The 15,403-nt window shown below is 60.6% G+C and carries 11 protein-coding genes; all 11 read left to right on the forward strand.

Translation table 11 applies throughout. From position 1 onward, the window contains the following. Nucleotides 1-7: 7 nt before the first annotated feature. The 11 genes from Y882_RS07335 (at nt 8) to Y882_RS20545 (ending at nt 15,103) form a co-directional block, all read left to right on the forward strand. Entirely contained in the window at nt 8-1,873 is a 1,866-nt protein-coding gene (locus tag Y882_RS07335; RefSeq protein WP_156171357.1) for a hypothetical protein, read from the forward strand. Then, nucleotides 1,870-4,188 (forward strand): site-specific integrase, encoded by a 2,319-nt coding sequence (locus Y882_RS07340; RefSeq protein WP_046971253.1) that lies wholly within the window; start codon nt 1,870-1,872, stop codon nt 4,186-4,188. Before Y882_RS07335 ends, Y882_RS07340 begins: the two co-directional genes overlap by 4 nt. Continuing rightward, nucleotides 4,185-4,820 (forward strand): hypothetical protein, encoded by a 636-nt coding sequence (locus tag Y882_RS07345; protein WP_046971254.1) that lies wholly within the window; start codon nt 4,185-4,187, stop codon nt 4,818-4,820. Before Y882_RS07340 ends, Y882_RS07345 begins: the two co-directional genes overlap by 4 nt. Before the next feature lie 336 nt (nt 4,821-5,156). Then, on the forward strand, nt 5,157-7,076 hold the full coding sequence (locus Y882_RS07350; protein WP_082120990.1) for a helix-hairpin-helix domain-containing protein: 1,920 nt from the start codon (nt 5,157-5,159) through the stop codon (nt 7,074-7,076). Then, nucleotides 7,066-8,313 carry a site-specific integrase gene (locus Y882_RS19195; protein ID WP_082120991.1) on the forward strand — a complete coding sequence of 416 codons (1,248 nt, stop codon included), beginning with the start codon at nt 7,066-7,068 and terminating at the stop codon, nt 8,311-8,313. The genes Y882_RS07350 and Y882_RS19195 overlap by 11 nt, the downstream gene beginning before the upstream one ends. A 24-nt stretch (nt 8,314-8,337) precedes the next feature. Further along, nucleotides 8,338-8,733: a hypothetical protein gene (locus Y882_RS07365; RefSeq protein WP_046971258.1), complete on the forward strand. Its 396-nt coding sequence runs from the start codon at nt 8,338-8,340 to the stop codon at nt 8,731-8,733. 114 nt (nt 8,734-8,847) lie between these two features. Then, nucleotides 8,848-9,897: a bifunctional nicotinamide-nucleotide adenylyltransferase/Nudix hydroxylase gene (locus tag Y882_RS07370; protein WP_046971259.1), complete on the forward strand. Its 1,050-nt coding sequence runs from the start codon at nt 8,848-8,850 to the stop codon at nt 9,895-9,897. Nucleotides 9,898-9,958: 61 nt separating this feature from the next. Then, nucleotides 9,959-11,377, forward strand: coding sequence for a nicotinate phosphoribosyltransferase (locus Y882_RS07375; RefSeq protein ID WP_046971260.1), 1,419 nt, complete (start codon nt 9,959-9,961; stop codon nt 11,375-11,377). A 15-nt stretch (nt 11,378-11,392) separates the two neighbouring features. Then, complete coding sequence (locus Y882_RS07380; protein ID WP_046971275.1) at nt 11,393-12,421, forward strand: SPFH domain-containing protein; 1,029 nt, start codon at nt 11,393-11,395, stop codon at nt 12,419-12,421. A gap of 5 nt (nt 12,422-12,426) precedes the next feature. Next, nucleotides 12,427-13,365 carry a diacylglycerol kinase catalytic domain-containing protein gene (locus Y882_RS07385; RefSeq protein WP_211259138.1) on the forward strand — a complete coding sequence of 313 codons (939 nt, stop codon included), beginning with the start codon at nt 12,427-12,429 and terminating at the stop codon, nt 13,363-13,365. 187 nt (nt 13,366-13,552) lie between these two features. Then, nucleotides 13,553-15,103 (forward strand): ADP-ribosylglycohydrolase family protein, encoded by a 1,551-nt coding sequence (locus Y882_RS20545; RefSeq protein WP_211259139.1) that lies wholly within the window; start codon nt 13,553-13,555, stop codon nt 15,101-15,103. The last annotated feature ends 300 nt before the right edge of the window (nt 15,104-15,403 follow it).

The raw sequence follows: 15,403 nt of genomic DNA on the forward strand, positions 1-15,403 counted from the left end.
CGAATCCGTGAACGGCGGATTGGTCCGCATCGTGGTCAATCGCATGGATTCGGGTCGCCAAAGCGTGGGCCATTCAGTGATTGATCTGTCCTTATGGCCACCTGCGTCCATGGTGAGACAAGCCGCAGAAGCACTTCGTCAGTCATCGGAGATCGAGCCCTTTACGGATTACAAGTTGAGCCAATTTCGACGGGGATTGCGGAGTCTCGGGCCCGACGCCGTCAATCTGCTCAGTCGGCCGCTTAGCGAGATCGACGCAAGCGAGGTCCTGCCGATGTTGCAGATGATCGAGAAGGACCTGACGACTCGTGAAGACATCACGCGTGAACGGGCTGTTGCGTTCGCGATCGCTATACGTCAGTTCTTATGCTGGGCGCCCGATGTTCTCAAAAGTGGACAACATTTTCGGGATGTGGTGGCCATGCAATTGCCCGCACTGCGCCGGAGACCAGCCCTGCGGCGCAATGATATCCCCCCAGTGGTCGGCCATCTGCCGCATGTTGATTGGGAGGACCTGCGACGTCAGGCGCAACGGCAGTTGGAGCTGCGGTATCAGGCCATCGAGCAAGCGATTGGGGCCGAACTCGAACTTTACGATCGGGTAGCGCAACAACAAGCGGACTTGCTGGTTATGCCTATTCCTGCACCGATGCGTGCTGAGATGGATGCCTGGCTTTGCCTGTCGCTCACCGAGCGCAAATATCGATCGTTCCCTTCTGTCACGGCAGCGGAACTGGCCGCCATCATGTTGCAGCATCAGGAAGCATTCCCCGTGGCGTGGAATGCTACTGGCTGGCCGCAATCGGATTGGAAGGTTACCCCTTACCGCCTGCAGGAGAACGAAGGTGTCGAAGTGTATCGCTTCCGCTACGACCTGACGCCGTGGCTATGGGCGAGGTACCGGCTGCCCAACATCCTCTTGACGTCGATCTTTCTAGCATTGCTGATTCATACGGGTTGGAATCAAGGAAGTGTGGGCGCCCTGACGATGGACGACTTGGTTCTTCAACCCCAGGGCGGCTTTCGGTTGCAGGGTTACAAGGGGAAGACCGATGACCATACGCCCGTTGTCGACGTGAGCCCTTCACAACGTGTGGTCTATCGCGCTATTGAGCTTTTACTCTGGAATCACCAGCAACTGAAAGCCATGGGGTTGCTGGCATCTACCGAACGTCGCCTGTGGTTCGGATGGCAAAAAGACGGCTTCGCCAACACCATCAATGTCATTGACGAAAAGCGCGTGGTGTCATGGTGCCAGCGTCATGGCATTGACAGCTTTTCACCCTCCGCCTTGCGACCACTAAAGGCAGCACTGACCTACTTGCCCCAGCGAGACCTGGAAGCCGTCCGTGTGTTGTTGGGGCACAACGATTTGTGCGTGACCGATGGCTATCTGCAGGACACGTTGTTCTTCCGGCTCAACGAAGCCAACATGCTGCAGTTCCAGCGTCGCATCGAAACCTCCTTGGTCTATGCGGAAGGCGGCAGCCCATTGATCAGCGCGCGTGGGCTCGACCACCGCGATGTCGATGCCTCGTTGCTCATGCCGACCGGGGACGGTGGTGCGTGCGCAGACATATTCGCCGGCCCTTCACGGAAGCCGTTGGCCAGTGGCGAGCCGTGTGCGGGTCTACTCTGCCAGCAAGGAGGTGGATGTCCCCAGTATCGCCTCGTGGTGACTGCGCAAACGCTAGAGATGGCCCTCCGGACGCGGCGCTATTACCGTTCGCGTTGGTCCGTCCTAGCCTCAGCGCAACCCGAAGCATTTTTGCGCCTGCATGTTCCCCGGCTGCTGTACATCCATGTGCTCCTTAGGATTGTGCATACACAGCGCCCTGACTTACTGCGTTGCGCTGAGGAGGCTATGGCATGAGCCAGTCCTCATCGCGACCGCTTGTCGGTGACGCATTCGAGCAAGCGCCGCCGGCATCCACCTCGAAACGTTACATCCTTCGCTCCCCACGACTCCGCTACGCCGGCTCAACGCTCTATTACGATGCGGGCTCGGCGCCCGTAGCCTTTGATCTAGCCGACTTGATCCTTCCGCCCACCGCGGGCCATCCGTCGTTTCTTCGTCTGTGCGACGACTCGGGCTATGTGGATATGGCGTTGGCGGTGGTTGACCAGCGTCTGTTGAACAGCAAGACCGGCAGACCGCTACCCCGCGTTCTGACGCGTCAGCTCTACATTCTTCGGCACGTGTTGGATTGGCTCCGGGCACGTGGCGTTTACCGCCTCCGGGACGCGTCACGGGCCGATACGGATGCGCTATTGGCTACTTTTGCGAAGGGCGGGTGGTCTGGCGTGCTTGGGGTGACCGAACGTTGGCATCGCGTGCTGGATGAGCTAACGGCTGACGGGCTAGAGGACGCCTTTCACTACTGGATCAGGCGCGGAAAGCAGCGGTTGATCGAGACGTTGTACCAGCCCTTTTGGCGAGCGCGGATCGGCTGGGGTGGTGTCGTGCCGTTGCCCTCGTCTATCAAGGCTCGCCTGGAAGCCATGCTTCCTCATAAGAGCTTCACTGAAGGGTGGCACGCACGCTCGACCACGGATGACGAGCCGCCTAGCGCCTTCGTATTACGCAACACCATGGGGTGGCTCAATGATTGGCACATGTTGCCCGCGGAGGTCGATCGATTCGCTCACCGCGTGGTGGGGCAGCCAGTTCACGCATCGAAGGTGATGGCTGAGAAGCCGTCGAGCCGAACCGCCAACCTTACGTTGCGCGAGGCGGTGGACTTGATTAAGGCGTCCTTGCATCTGCTCTATGACGTCGCCCCCATACTGATAGCGTTGCTTGAGAAACGACAGCACGTCGATCAGACCTCGCCTCCTCTAGCGTTGCGCGCAACGACGACAGCTTGGTTGGTCAACGAGCCGCTCACTCACCAATTGAGTGAGTGCGTGGGAAAACCCATTCGGCGCTGGTTAGCCAGCGGCACCTACGCCAAATCCGATGACAGCTTCACGGTGGATGAGGTATTGGCCGCGGTACAGAGCGGTTGTGCCATTGTGTTGGCCGCCATGAACGCTCGCCGGCAGCGGGAGATCTGCGACCGTGAACGTGGTGTGCGCGTGGGAGATTTGGTGGTGCTCGATGAGGTCGCCGGGCTTTATCAGACTTGGTTTTACATCGAGAAAACGTATTTCGACCGCCACTTGTTTTATGTCAATCGCACTTCTGCGGATGCGCTTCGATGTCTGGAGGCGATTAAGCAGTCGTGCTCACCGTCGGTCGAGGGGGCGCAGCCTGGAGGTAGCTTATTCGCCTGTGGGCGGCGAACCTCGCGGCGGCTAGACGATGAAGCGCACCTGTCTTTCAGCCTGGATACGGGGCGTACACGTTCCTTGATTAGCTTTATGCGGGTGGCGTTTCCGCAACAGCCGGAGACCTGGAACGTGTCGGCGCACATGTTTCGCCGATTCTATGCCCTGCTCTATTACCACCAATACGAGCATGCGGAATTGCGGGCTCTGAAGCAGCAGCTGCGTCACTTGGATGTGGCCATGACGCGGGTGTATGTGACCGATCCGGTGACGCGTCCACTCGCCGAACAGATCCGTCAGACGCTGGGTAAGCATGCGTTCGCGATGGCTGACGAACGGCTGCGAGACGTGCTAGACGACAGCTATGCTGATATCGAGGCGGCGTGCGCGGAAGTTGAGCGGGATAAGTTGCATCAGGCCGTGGCCCAGGTGCTGGCCGGCGAATCAACAGCCGGTGGCTTCAGTCGTATTGTGCGTAAGCTATATCGGCAGATGCTCCCACAGGTCAGTTTTGAGGCACGGAAGGATGCCTCGCACCGTATTGCCGAGCGGCTCCAAGGCCGTGGCTACGGGGCCCGCCCGATGTCCCACGGACAGTGCCATGCGCCCGCGCTACGACGTCATCTGAAGGCGCGCTGTGAACAGCCGGATGGGTTGGCGCGAGAGCATGCCGGGGCGTCGTTGTGCCACGCCTGCCCTTATCACTTCAACAACACCGACTACCTTGCCAATCTTCAGGACGACCTGGTGCAACTGGACCAGGATCGGCACGATGTGATGCTTCCGCCGCTGCAGCAGGCGCGGGCTGTGTATGACTACGATAATCTCAAGCGGCTCATTGCCGCCACGGAGGCCACCATGGCGGTGAACGCAGAGGCCATGCGGGGACTGGTTGAGCGTCCGTCGGTGACACCATGAACAGGCCGCTGCATCAATCCGCGGTCAGCAAGTTGGCTGCTCAGGCGAATATCGAGCGCAAACTAACCATATTGCGCGACTGGGTGACGAACGGCATTCCGTGTCGCGTAGATGAGCAGGGCCATCGGCTGCTGGATGGAAAAGAGCAAGCCGTGCTTGAGTTCTTTCCGACGAGCGTGCGTCAATTCAAGGCATGGGATGGATCGCAGCATGCTCCTGCGCTTCAGGCTCGTTTGCCCGTTATTACCGCAACCGGTAACGACACGCTGGCCAAGCGACCGGCGCTGGAGACGCAAGTCAAGCAAGTGATCGCCGCCTTGCGCCAACGGGCACGCCTGCAGCGGGACGCAACTCGCCACAGCCGCGTGAGGCAGCTGGAAGAGGAGCTGCGCGTCGCGCGGACGGTGATTGCCCTCCGGGTGGCGGAAGTGCGCGAACAGCAGCGGGCGTTGCGCCGCTTGCAGCGGGATCATGAACGACTGCAGGCGCAGTGCGAGGGCGATGCAGCCGAGTTTCGCCGCCTTCATGGAGAATTGACCGACGCATTGGAAAAGGAGCGATGCCGTAACGCGCAGTTGGCGGCGCAATGGGCGAAGGTTCGACCGCTCCGGAAGGCAACTCATGAGGCCTAGCTCCCAGACAAAGGGACACCAAAGCGTCGCGCGCCTCGAGGCATGGCTGGCCGCGGGCCATCCCGTGCCGCGACGCCAAGGCAAGGTGCATCGGGCCGCCTTATGTCGGATGCTGGGGATCGTTCGGTCTACCTTGGGGTCCAACTCCGCGCTTCGTGCGCTGATCGCGTCGCTGGATGCGCAGGAAGGTTCGGTGATGAGGGCACCCTCACAGCCAACAGCTGATCACGCCTCATCGCTAGTGCGTGAGCTAGTAAGGCTTCGCGCTGAAAATGACGTACTTCGAAGGCAGCTACGTGAAGTCAGGTTGTTGCTCAATCACGGTCGGTGCTTGCGATGAAGGCAGGTATGCAGGGACGTGCAGGTGGGGTGCCGATGGTACGCCAAGGCTTGGTGCTCAGTTGCTTTGACGCCAGCGCGGATGCCTGGGCAGGGCAATGGTGGGTCAATGGCAGTGCCTGGCGGGTTTGGATTCCGCACGGGGCGCTGCCTGTACGACCACAACCCGGTCAGGTCTGGGTCTGTATCGGTGAAAGTGCCACTCATCCGGAATGGGGCGAGAAATGGGTGGTGGGCCGGGGCCATCGCGCGATGCCTGCCGATGAGCTCGTTGCGCCGTTCCTGGCCCACCACATCCCGGGATTGACGCGCGGACGGGCTGGCCGCTGGTCGGCCCGTTGGGGTAGCGACCTTCCCGAACGGCTGACGCACGGCGACATACATTTGCTCGCGACGACGCTTGGCGGTTCTGCAGCGCACGAGCTTGCCTTGGGGGCCGTGACGTACTGGGAGGCCCACCAGTGGGAGGTGGAGATCGCGCAGCTTCTTTACGCATGGGGTGGCGATGATGCCTTGGTCGCGGCCACACGCGACCACTACGGTCCGACCGCATCGGATGCGTTGCAGACGGACCCGTATCGGTTACTCGCCTTTGCACCCTTTGCCGTTGTGGACCCCATCGCCCGACGCGCGGGCGTAGCCGCTGACGACGATCGACGGGGGATAGGTGCAGCCGTGTCGGTGGTGCAGGCGTGGTGGGAGCATGGTGCGTGGGTGCTGAGCGAGGAGGTACTCCTCTCCGACCTTGCTGGCTGCATGGGCGACGATGTCCAACAGGTACGCCGCGCCATTGATATGGCGCGTCAGGCGGGCGTGCTTCATTCAGTGGGCGGTGCGACTTGGATGGGGGATGCCGCATGGCGGTGCTGTGCGTACATTCTAGACAGACTCGACGCGTTAGTAGGTTCGGGTGCTACGCCTTCAGAACAGCCAGTACGTCAACTTAAGGAGCGCGCCCACACTATCACCGCCGCCGTGACCTCGATCACGACGATGCCGTTGGCGTGCATCAGCGCGCCAACGCGTACGACGCAAGCGATGTTTGCTGCAGCATGGTGTGAAGGCGTGGTAAGCCGCGGGCAATCGCTGGTCGTTGTCACTGAAAGCGTCCAGCAGGCGGAATACTTCGAGCATGTTCTTGGTATGCCGGTGAGCACGCTTGGCGACGACCCGTTGGGGCTTCGGGTGGCCAGCGATGCGGTTCTCTGGCTGGCCTCAAGTCGCCGCGTAGGCTGCTGGGCAAAGCTCCTTGTGTCCCAACCGGCGCTGCAGCAGTTGGTCGTTGTGAACACCGGCCGTTTCGATGATCCAGTCGATATGACGCGCGCACTCTTAGCTCGCTACGAAGAGGTTCCCACGCTGGCGCTCGCTGTCGATGATCGAATGGACGATAGTCCGTTCGTCTCGTCGCCGGACGAACAGTGCTTGGCTCAGATCAACCAAGCGGCCCCCTATGACGCACGCGACAGCGCGTGGATGGGGGTTCGGTGGTTGCACGCCACGTCCGCGAACCTGCGGCAGGCAACCATTGGCGTGTGCTACCAGCAACTTCGCCAGGGCTCCGTTGCCCTATTGATCGACGATCCGCAGGAACGGCGGACGATGGCCGAGCAGTGGACGGCGGCTTTGCAGGAGATGTCCGTGGCGCCCCCCGGCCCAACGCTGCGAGTCGTAGGGATGGCGGACTTGGCGCCAGGGGACGTCGCCACCGTGGTCATTCCTGTGCCGTCGCCCGTGCCGGCCATGCCTTGGTGGGTGGTTGCCATGACCAAGGCGCGTGACCGTGTTGTTTGGGTGGGGCCGGCGTTTGAAGGGGATGGTGCAGTCGGAGGCGCCGCCCCTGCGCTGTCCCTTGAGGGTGCTCGCGACGTGCTGCGCCGAGTACGACCAGAAGGAGGGATAGGACGTGGGGACTGATGCGTGGGTCTTACGCCGTGATGCGGTGGATGAGCACACCGTCTTCTGGCATCTCACGGATGCGAAAGGAGGGACCGTCTGGCCCTTTCTGAACTACATGATTGCTTTGGTCGATGGGCAGCAGCTCAACGTCAAGACGGTAGAAGGTCGCGCCTATGCCTTGGCCAAGTGGTATCGCTATCTGGCCCAGGAGCGCATCGATGTCTTGGACGCCGACGATAGAGTTCTTTGCATGTTTCGAGATGCGATGCTGGAAAGAGAGTCTGCAAATCGAAGCGGCAACGCCCAGGCTCGTCGTCGGACCATCAACCTCGACCTGAGGAATATCTATCTGTACTACGCCTGGCTCCAGCGAGATCCCGTCTACGGACGGCGACGACTGCTTGGGGCACAAGGTTGCCAGATCACCAGTGCATTGCTGGAAAATCATTCAACAGCCGTGGGCGGGCGGCGACGCTATCCTCTGACCTTCCGACAGGCGGGCGAGCGCAGTAAGCATCGGCTGAACTTTGTGCCCGGTGAGACGCATCGGGCTGAACTCACCGAGTACTTCTATGATCGCTTCTCGCCGGAGTTGGCACGACGCAATTGCTTGCTGTTTGCACTGGCATGGCATATCGGATGGCGTCGCGGATCGATTCTCAGCCTGACAGTCGATGACTTCTCGCTCGAGCAGTGGCAGGGCGAAGGTTCGCTTGACGTACAGCCATCGGTACAGAAATTCGGTTACAGCAACATCTTTTCGGTGCCAGAGGCCATCGTGCACGACGTTCGTACGTATCTGGCAACCGAGCGTGCTGCACTCATCGCACGGACAGGTAGCCATTCGCAGGCCATTTTTCTCAACGAACGTACGGGGCAACCGCTCACGGCGCGTGCCGTGTCCATGCTCTTCAGTCGAGCGCGTGTCGCCTTGAGGTGGCCCAAGGGCGCGGGCCTTCACGCGTGGCGTCGCGGCTTTACGAACGCGTACGTGGAACGTGAAATCGATGCGCGACTCGAGCTCGGACTGGATACGGGCGGCGAGGCGATCGCCATGTCGGTGGCGCATGCGTTGGGGCAGCAAAGCCTGGCGAGCCAAGCGGCCTACATCCGTGACGCGCAGCGGCGACTGCGTGGAAGCATTACCTTTCGTGACAAGGAAGAACATGCGCGTCTGGCTGATGAGAATGCTCGATTGCGGGCACAGGTCGCCACGTTGATGAACAAGATCACTGACAAGACGAGAATCCCTTAGGACGCCACCCACAAGGACGTACCCATGAATGACGAAGGCAACTACCCTCGCGACGAATTTCTTCATTTCCTTGCAGACATCTACGATCCCGGAACAGGGGAGCCTCGTCTCGAGCGCCTTATGCAGGGTTTAGGCCTGTCGCCACTCCAGCGACAACAACTGGCGGAGGCGCTGATCACGCCAAGTCAGAACGACGTCGTGGCCTTGCTCGACCTACTTGAAGTGGTCTACGACCGCATGGGCACGATGGCGCAAACGGTCGAGTGGTTTCGACACGGTGCGCTCCCATCGTTTGGAGGCGCCAAGCCGCTTGAGGTTTGTCTGGCGGGCCAATTAGAGCCGTTGCGGCGCGCGCAGCGACGATTAAGCCAGTTGGGAACGGATACGTCTGCCTCATGCCGCGCCCCATCGTCGGGATAAACCCTGCATCGGCAGCTTTGCCTCGTATCCTATTGACGGGTCCGCGTATCGGCGTACCATCCGTCTCACGTTCTGGGACAGACCTGGGACATCCACTCACCGTGAGGGAGCCTCATGGAATTTGATTACCTGGTCTTCATTGGCCGCTTCGAGCCGTTTCACAACGGCCATGCTGCCGTCGCCCGCCACGCGCTGGGCCTCGCCCGCAAGCTCATTCTTCTCATCGGCTCGGCCGACACTCCCCGTACCACGCGCAATCCTTGGACCGTCGCCGAGCGTACGGTGATGATGCGTGCCGCATTGGACGATGTGGCGGATCGCCTGATGATCCTGCCGCTGCGAGATCACCTTTACAACGAAGCGCAGTGGGTCACCACCGTGCAGCGGTCGGTAGCCGAGGCCATTACGAAGGACGGTGGCGAGACCCACGCCCGGGTCGGGCTTATCGGGCAGGAGAAGGACGCCAGCAGCTATTACCTGCAGGAGTTCCCGCAGTGGCCGCTGGTGGATGTGCGCCATACCGAAACACTGTCGGCCACGGAGCTCCGTCGCTACCTGTTTGAAGCGGGCCAGTCCAACGTCCATGGCGGCATGCTGATGCTTCGGGCCAACGTGCCGGCTCCCGTGTACGACATGCTGGACGCATTTCGGAAGAACGGCGCCACTTACGACCAACTGCTGGCGGAGTACCACTTCATCCAGTCCTACCGCAGTGCTTGGCACGCAGCGCCCTACCCGCCGACCTTCGTAACGACTGACGCCGTGGTGGTGCATTCGGGTCATGTGTTGCTTGTCCGTCGCCGTTCGGAACCGGGCAAGGGGTTGTGGGCACTTCCCGGCGGGTTCGTGCAGCAGGACGAGGCGATCCTAACCGCCTGCCTGCGTGAACTGCGGGAAGAGACCCGTTTGAAGATCCCGCTGCCCGTGCTCAAGGGTTCGATCAAGGGCCAGCATGTGTTTGATCACCCGGACCGGTCCTTGCGTGGCCGCACCATCACCCATGCCTATCACTTCGATTTCCCTGCCGGCGAATTACCCGCCGTGAAAGGCAGTGACGATGCTGAGAAGGCGCACTGGTTTCCGATCAGCCAGGCGCTGGAGATGGGGCCGCAACTGTTTGAGGACCACCTTTATATCCTGGAGTTTTTCCTCGGTCGGGGTTGATACCCGTCCATCCGCCGGCGGATAGACCGCCGGTCATTCACGACGCGAAGGAGCTTCCGTCATGCAGTACCTCAATAATCTCCTCCTCAATACCGATAGCTATAAGGCCAGCCATTGGTTGCAGTACCCGCCTGGCACGGATAAGACGTTTTTTTACGTGGAGTCGCGCGGTGGGCGCTACGACAGTACGGTGTTCTTCGGCCTGCAGGCCATTCTCAAGGAATACCTCGCCCACCCCGTGACCCATGCCGATGTGGATGAGGCGCGTGACTTCTTTGCTGCCCACGGCGAGCCCTTCAACGAGATCGGGTGGCGCCACATCGTCGGTGCTCACGGCGGGCGATTGCCTCTCCGCATTCGCGCGGTGCCCGAAGGCAGCGTGGTGCCTACCCACCAGGCTTTGGTAACGGTCGAATCGACCGATCCCGCCGCTTACTGGTTGCCCAGCTATCTGGAAACGTTGCTGTTGCGCCTGTGGTACCCGGTAACGGTGGCCACTACCAGCTGGCAGGTGAAGCAGACCATCAAGGCGTTCCTGGACCGGACCAGCGACGCGCCCGAGGCGCAGCTGCCCTTCAAGCTGCATGACTTCGGCGCACGTGGCGTGTCGAGCTTAGAGTCGGCGGCCATCGGCGGTATGTCGCACCTAGTCAACTTCCAGGGCACGGACACGGTATCGGGCGTGCTTGCTGCCCGCCGGTACTACGGGGCTCTGATGGCAGGCTACTCGATCCCGGCCGCCGAGCACAGCACGATCACCAGCTGGGGGCGCGACCATGAGGTCGATGCCTATCGCAATATGCTGAGCCAGTTCGCCAAGCCGGGCAGCCTGGTTGCCGTGGTATCTGACAGTTATGACATCTTCCAGGCCATTCGCGAGCACTGGGGTACCACGCTACGTGAAGCAGTGATCGCCTCGGGCGCCACCGTGGTGATCCGTCCCGATTCGGGCGACCCCGTGCACGTCGTGCACGAGTGTCTGCGTCTGCTGGACGAGGCCTTCGGCAGCACGATCAACAGCAAGGGTTACAAGGTGCTCAACCATGTGCGTGTGATTCAGGGCGATGGCGTAAACCCTGACAGTATTCGCGCGATCCTTGAGCGCATCACCGACGCAGGTTATGCGACGGACAACATCGCCTTTGGCATGGGTGGTGCGCTCCTACAACACATGAATCGCGATACGCAGAAGTTTGCGCTCAAGTGCTCGGCGGCCCGGATCGGTGGCCATTGGGTGGATGTCTTCAAAGCCCCTGTCACGGATGCAGGCAAGGTGTCGCAGCGCGGTCGCCTGACGCTTCTTCGGCATCGTGAGTACGGTACCTATAAGACGGTACCTGTTCCTGCCGATTGCGAGAGCATCGAGGATATGCCGCTTCCCATCGGCTGGGAACACGCTCTCGAAACCGTGTGGGAGAACGGGGTGCTTCTTCGTAGCTGGACCTTCGATGAGGTTCGTGCGCGCAGCTTGATGATTTAACTCAGGGAGATGACGATGCTTGGTTTTCGCTATATCAAGGCCAGCCCCAGTACGTATCTGATTCAGTACAAGAACGGCAAAGCCATCCGGGAAGGGTCCGGTCTTGCGTTCTGGTACTTCGCTCCGCACGCCTCGCTGGTGTCCGTTCCCATGGAGAGCGTGGACGCGCCTTTCATGTTTCAGGAGGTGAGCAGCGACTTTCAGGTCGTGACGGTCCAGGGCCAGGTGACGTATCGGGTCGCGGCGCCGGCCACACTGGTCAGTCTGATGAACTTTACACTCAAGCCTGACGGTGCCTACATGTCTGACGATCACGTGAAGCTTCCCCAGCGCGTAGTTAACGCCGTGCAGGTCCAGCTCCGCTCCGTGCTTCAGGGGCAAACACTGCAGCAGTTGTTACAAGGGTCGGATCACCTTGTCCAGGTTGTCCGACAGGGGCTGCAACGACCGGATGGCCTGCCTAGCCTGGGTCTGGAGCTCGTCAATCTGTCCATTCTGGCGGTCAAGCCTACGCCGGAAACGGCGCGAGCCCTTGAAGCCCATGTGCGGGAGCAGATTTTGAAGCAGGCGGACGACGCGACCTACGTCCGCCGCAACGCGGCCATCGAGCAGGAGCGCTCCATCAAGGAGAATGAGCTCAACACCGAGATCGCCGTCGAAGCGAAGAAGCGTCAGATCCGTGAGGCCCAGTTGGAGGCGGAGCGCTCAGTGTTGGCCAAGCGTCAAGCTATCCAGGACGAGGAGATGGCGGGCAAGATCGCGCTGGAGGAGAAGAACAAAGGCCTTACATCGCTGCGTGCGACCAATGCGCAGACCGAGGCCGATGCCAAGGCCTATGGCGTGTCGGCCATCATGAAGGCAGTCCACGGCATTGATGCCAAGGTGCTGCAAGCGCTTCTGGTGGGGCAGGCGGATCCCAGTGCGCTTATCGCACAGGCTTTCCAAGGGTTGGCAGAGAACGCGGAGCGTATCGGCGAGCTCAACATCTCCCCAGATCTGCTGCAGCAGCTGACGCAGAGTCGCCCTCGCCCGGCCAAGGCGTAATGCCGATGAGCGCACCGGACCGACGCATCGTGCTTGTGACCCGCAAGACGCGGCTGGAAGAGCTCATCGTGCGTTTCAACACGATTGAGCAGGCGCGCTTTTACGTGGAGCATCTGGGTGCCGACTTTGCCGACTACGAGTCGGAGCACCGTGTGTACGGGCAAGCCGTAGTGACGACCGAGGCGGCGTTGTCCCGTCTCGGCCGTGTGCACCGACTCGATCGCACGCTCCTGGCCAATTATATGTTCGCGCCAGACGCGTTGGTGGTGGTGCTAGGGCAGGATGGGCTTGTGGCCAATACGCTCAAATATCTCAAGAACACGCAGCCGGTGATGGGCGTGAATCCGGATGCGGCGCGTTGGGATGGTGTCTTACTGCCATTCGGTGTGGACGACGTCGAGGTCGTGGCCAAAGAAGTCTTCGCTGGCAAGCGCTCAAGCCGTCGCGTCACCATGGCGCGGGCGGCCTTGAGCGATGGCCAGGAGCTTCACGCAGTCAATGACCTTTTCATTGGTCCGCGCACGCACATCTCCGCGCGCTACCAGATCCAGCAAGGTGAGCTGATCGAGCATCACTCGTCCAGTGGCATCATTGTCTCCACGGGTTTGGGTTCAACCGGCTGGTTTCAGAGCTTGTTAGCCGGTGCAACTGCGATTGCAGGACATGGGTTGCCCAAAGCGGTCCAGGCGATGCAGGGGCATGGGTTTGCGTGGGATGCCCCGCAACTTCGTTACACCGTGCGTGAGCCTTTTCCGAGCAAGACCACTCAGACCAATATGGTATTTGGTGCCATCACTGCCAATCAGCCATTGCGGCTGGTATCACAGATGCCCGGCTACGGAGTGATTTTTAGCGATGGGATCGAAGCAGACTTTCTGGAATTCAATTCAGGTATGACGGCAACCATTGGCGTAGCGGAACGCGAGGGGAAACTTGTCGTGTAACTAGTAAGGAAGGTTTGGGAAACAAAAACTCAGCCGTCTCGGGCATCAGGCAGTGGTCTGCCCACCGCAATAAGCTGGACCCGCTCACTGACGAAACGCTCAGCGTGACCGGTAACGGTGGCGTCTCAGCCCGCGAGATGGAGCCATGATGCACTGCCTGAGAAGCGCATAGGAGTAAGGTAGGCCTATGGAGAACCATGAGAGTCTGTACGTGCGACGGGATCGGTTGGCAGGTGGCCTTCAGGGTTTGCTGATTGGGGATGCACTCGGTGTCCCCTACGAGTTTCACGATGCTGCCGACTTGCCGCCCCTGGCGGCTATCGAGATGGAGCCGCCGGCATCGTTTGACCGGGCACACCAGGGTGTGCCACCGGGTACCTGGTCGGACGATGGCGCCCAAGCCCTGTGTCTCCTCTCCTCGCTGCTCGCGCGCGATGGCCTGGATCTTCAAAGTTTCGCCGGTCAGCTACTGAACTGGGCGGAGTGGGGCTATCTGGCCGTGGATGGCCATGTCTTTGACATCGGGCTTCAGACGCAGCATGCATTTCACCGGCTTCGCGCAGGCATCTCGCCTGAGCAGGCCGGGCCAGCCGGGGAGTCTGATAACGGCAATGGAGCACTCATGCGCGTGCTGCCCTTGGCGCTGTGGCACATGGGAAGTGACGAGTCGCTGATTACTCTCGCTGCCGAGCAGTCCTTACCGACGCATGGGCATCCGCGCTCGGCCGTTGCATGCGCCATGCTCTGCCTGTGGGCACGTGCGGAACTTCAGACGACACCGGCGCCGTGGAGTCATGCGGAGGCGAGGTTACGGAAACTTGGGCCCGCTCTTGGCCTACCTGAAGAAGAGGTGGCGTTGGTACTGGATCCCGCTAACCGCTATCGCGTGGCCGGATCCGGATACGTTGTCGACACGTTATGGTCAGCCCGAGTGGCATTGGAACATGCCGGGGACTACGCCGAGGCGGTGCGTCGCGCCATCACCTTTGGCAACGACACCGACACCACGGCGGCTGTCGCCGGTGGCATCGCGGGCATCCGCTATGGTTTGCACGGTATTCCACCATCGTGGCGAGAACAGCTGCGCGGCCAGAACATCGTCGCGGATCTGCAGCGATCGCTCCTAGCCCACGCCGCGGGACGTGAGAGTCACAGTGGCGATGCGATTCGTACAAGCGCGACACACAAGCTCCGCATCGGCACCGTTGAGCTGGAGAGTGGTGGAAAGATCGGTATTACCTTCTGCCCGGGTAAGAAGCAATCGATGGCGATGAGTGGGCGGTGGGATCGCGATCTGGACACGGACCTTGCCGCCATCAAGGCGTGGGGCGCCACCCATCTGGTGACGCTCATCGCTCCTTGGGAGTTTGAAGAGCTGGGCGTCACTGAGTTACCACAGCGAGCCCGGGCGCATGGCATTCATTGGCATTACGCACCGATTCTCGATGGCCATATTCCTGGTCTTCTGCCGGAAGGCGCGGATCCTTCCGTCTGGTTCGATGGCGTGTGGCCGAGCATTCTTCCTCAACTACGTCTGGCGCTACAGCGAGGTGAAGGTGTTGTCGTGCACTGCAAGGGAGGATTAGGTCGTGCGGGTACGGTGGCGGCGTTGATTCTGACGGACCAGGAGCCACAATGTTCGGCAATGGAGTTGATGTGGCGTATCCGCGAAGCGAGGCCGCATGCTATTGAGACGGTTATTCAAGAGAACTATCTCAGACAAAACTCGTGCCTCTGATGAATTGCCCAAAGGTGATCGTGAGGTAGACCTAAGGAAAAGTGACGGTCGCGACACATCAGCCAGCGCGCTCCTGCTCGATGGTGCGAATGCGTGTGTCGTCCAACGTGAAGATCATCCGGTGAAGGATCCCCGTCCATTCACCTGTCACACGTGGCAGGTTGCCCTTGGCTCGGTTCGCGGGGCTCGATCTCCGTTGAAAATGCACTCGTCCGGGCTCGACAGCTAGCGAACAGCGCTCGACGAAGTTTCCTATCCATTTTCAGATTTGTCCGATTCATAACAGACGCGCGACCCACT

Source organism: Dyella japonica DSM 16301, assembly GCF_001010355.1.
GTDB classification, from domain to species: domain Bacteria; phylum Pseudomonadota; class Gammaproteobacteria; order Xanthomonadales; family Rhodanobacteraceae; genus Dyella; species Dyella japonica.

Bases quoted from the DNA above. Each gene is read 5' to 3' on its own strand.
- Y882_RS07380 (WP_046971275.1), top strand. From the start codon at position 11,393: ATGCTTGGTTTTCGCTATATCAAGGCCAGCCCCAGTACGTATCTGATT.
- Y882_RS07385 (WP_211259138.1), top strand. From the start codon at position 12,427: ATGAGCGCACCGGACCGACGCATCGTGCTTGTGACCCGCAAGACGCGG.
- Y882_RS20545 (WP_211259139.1), top strand. From the start codon at position 13,553: ATGGAGAACCATGAGAGTCTGTACGTGCGACGGGATCGGTTGGCAGGT.
- Y882_RS07350 (WP_082120990.1), top strand. From the start codon at position 5,157: ATGAAGGCAGGTATGCAGGGACGTGCAGGTGGGGTGCCGATGGTACGC.
- Y882_RS07365 (WP_046971258.1), top strand. From the start codon at position 8,338: ATGAATGACGAAGGCAACTACCCTCGCGACGAATTTCTTCATTTCCTT.
- Y882_RS07340 (WP_046971253.1), top strand. From the start codon at position 1,870: ATGAGCCAGTCCTCATCGCGACCGCTTGTCGGTGACGCATTCGAGCAA.
- Y882_RS07345 (WP_046971254.1), top strand. From the start codon at position 4,185: ATGAACAGGCCGCTGCATCAATCCGCGGTCAGCAAGTTGGCTGCTCAG.
- Y882_RS07375 (WP_046971260.1), top strand. From the start codon at position 9,959: ATGCAGTACCTCAATAATCTCCTCCTCAATACCGATAGCTATAAGGCC.
- Y882_RS07370 (WP_046971259.1), top strand. From the start codon at position 8,848: ATGGAATTTGATTACCTGGTCTTCATTGGCCGCTTCGAGCCGTTTCAC.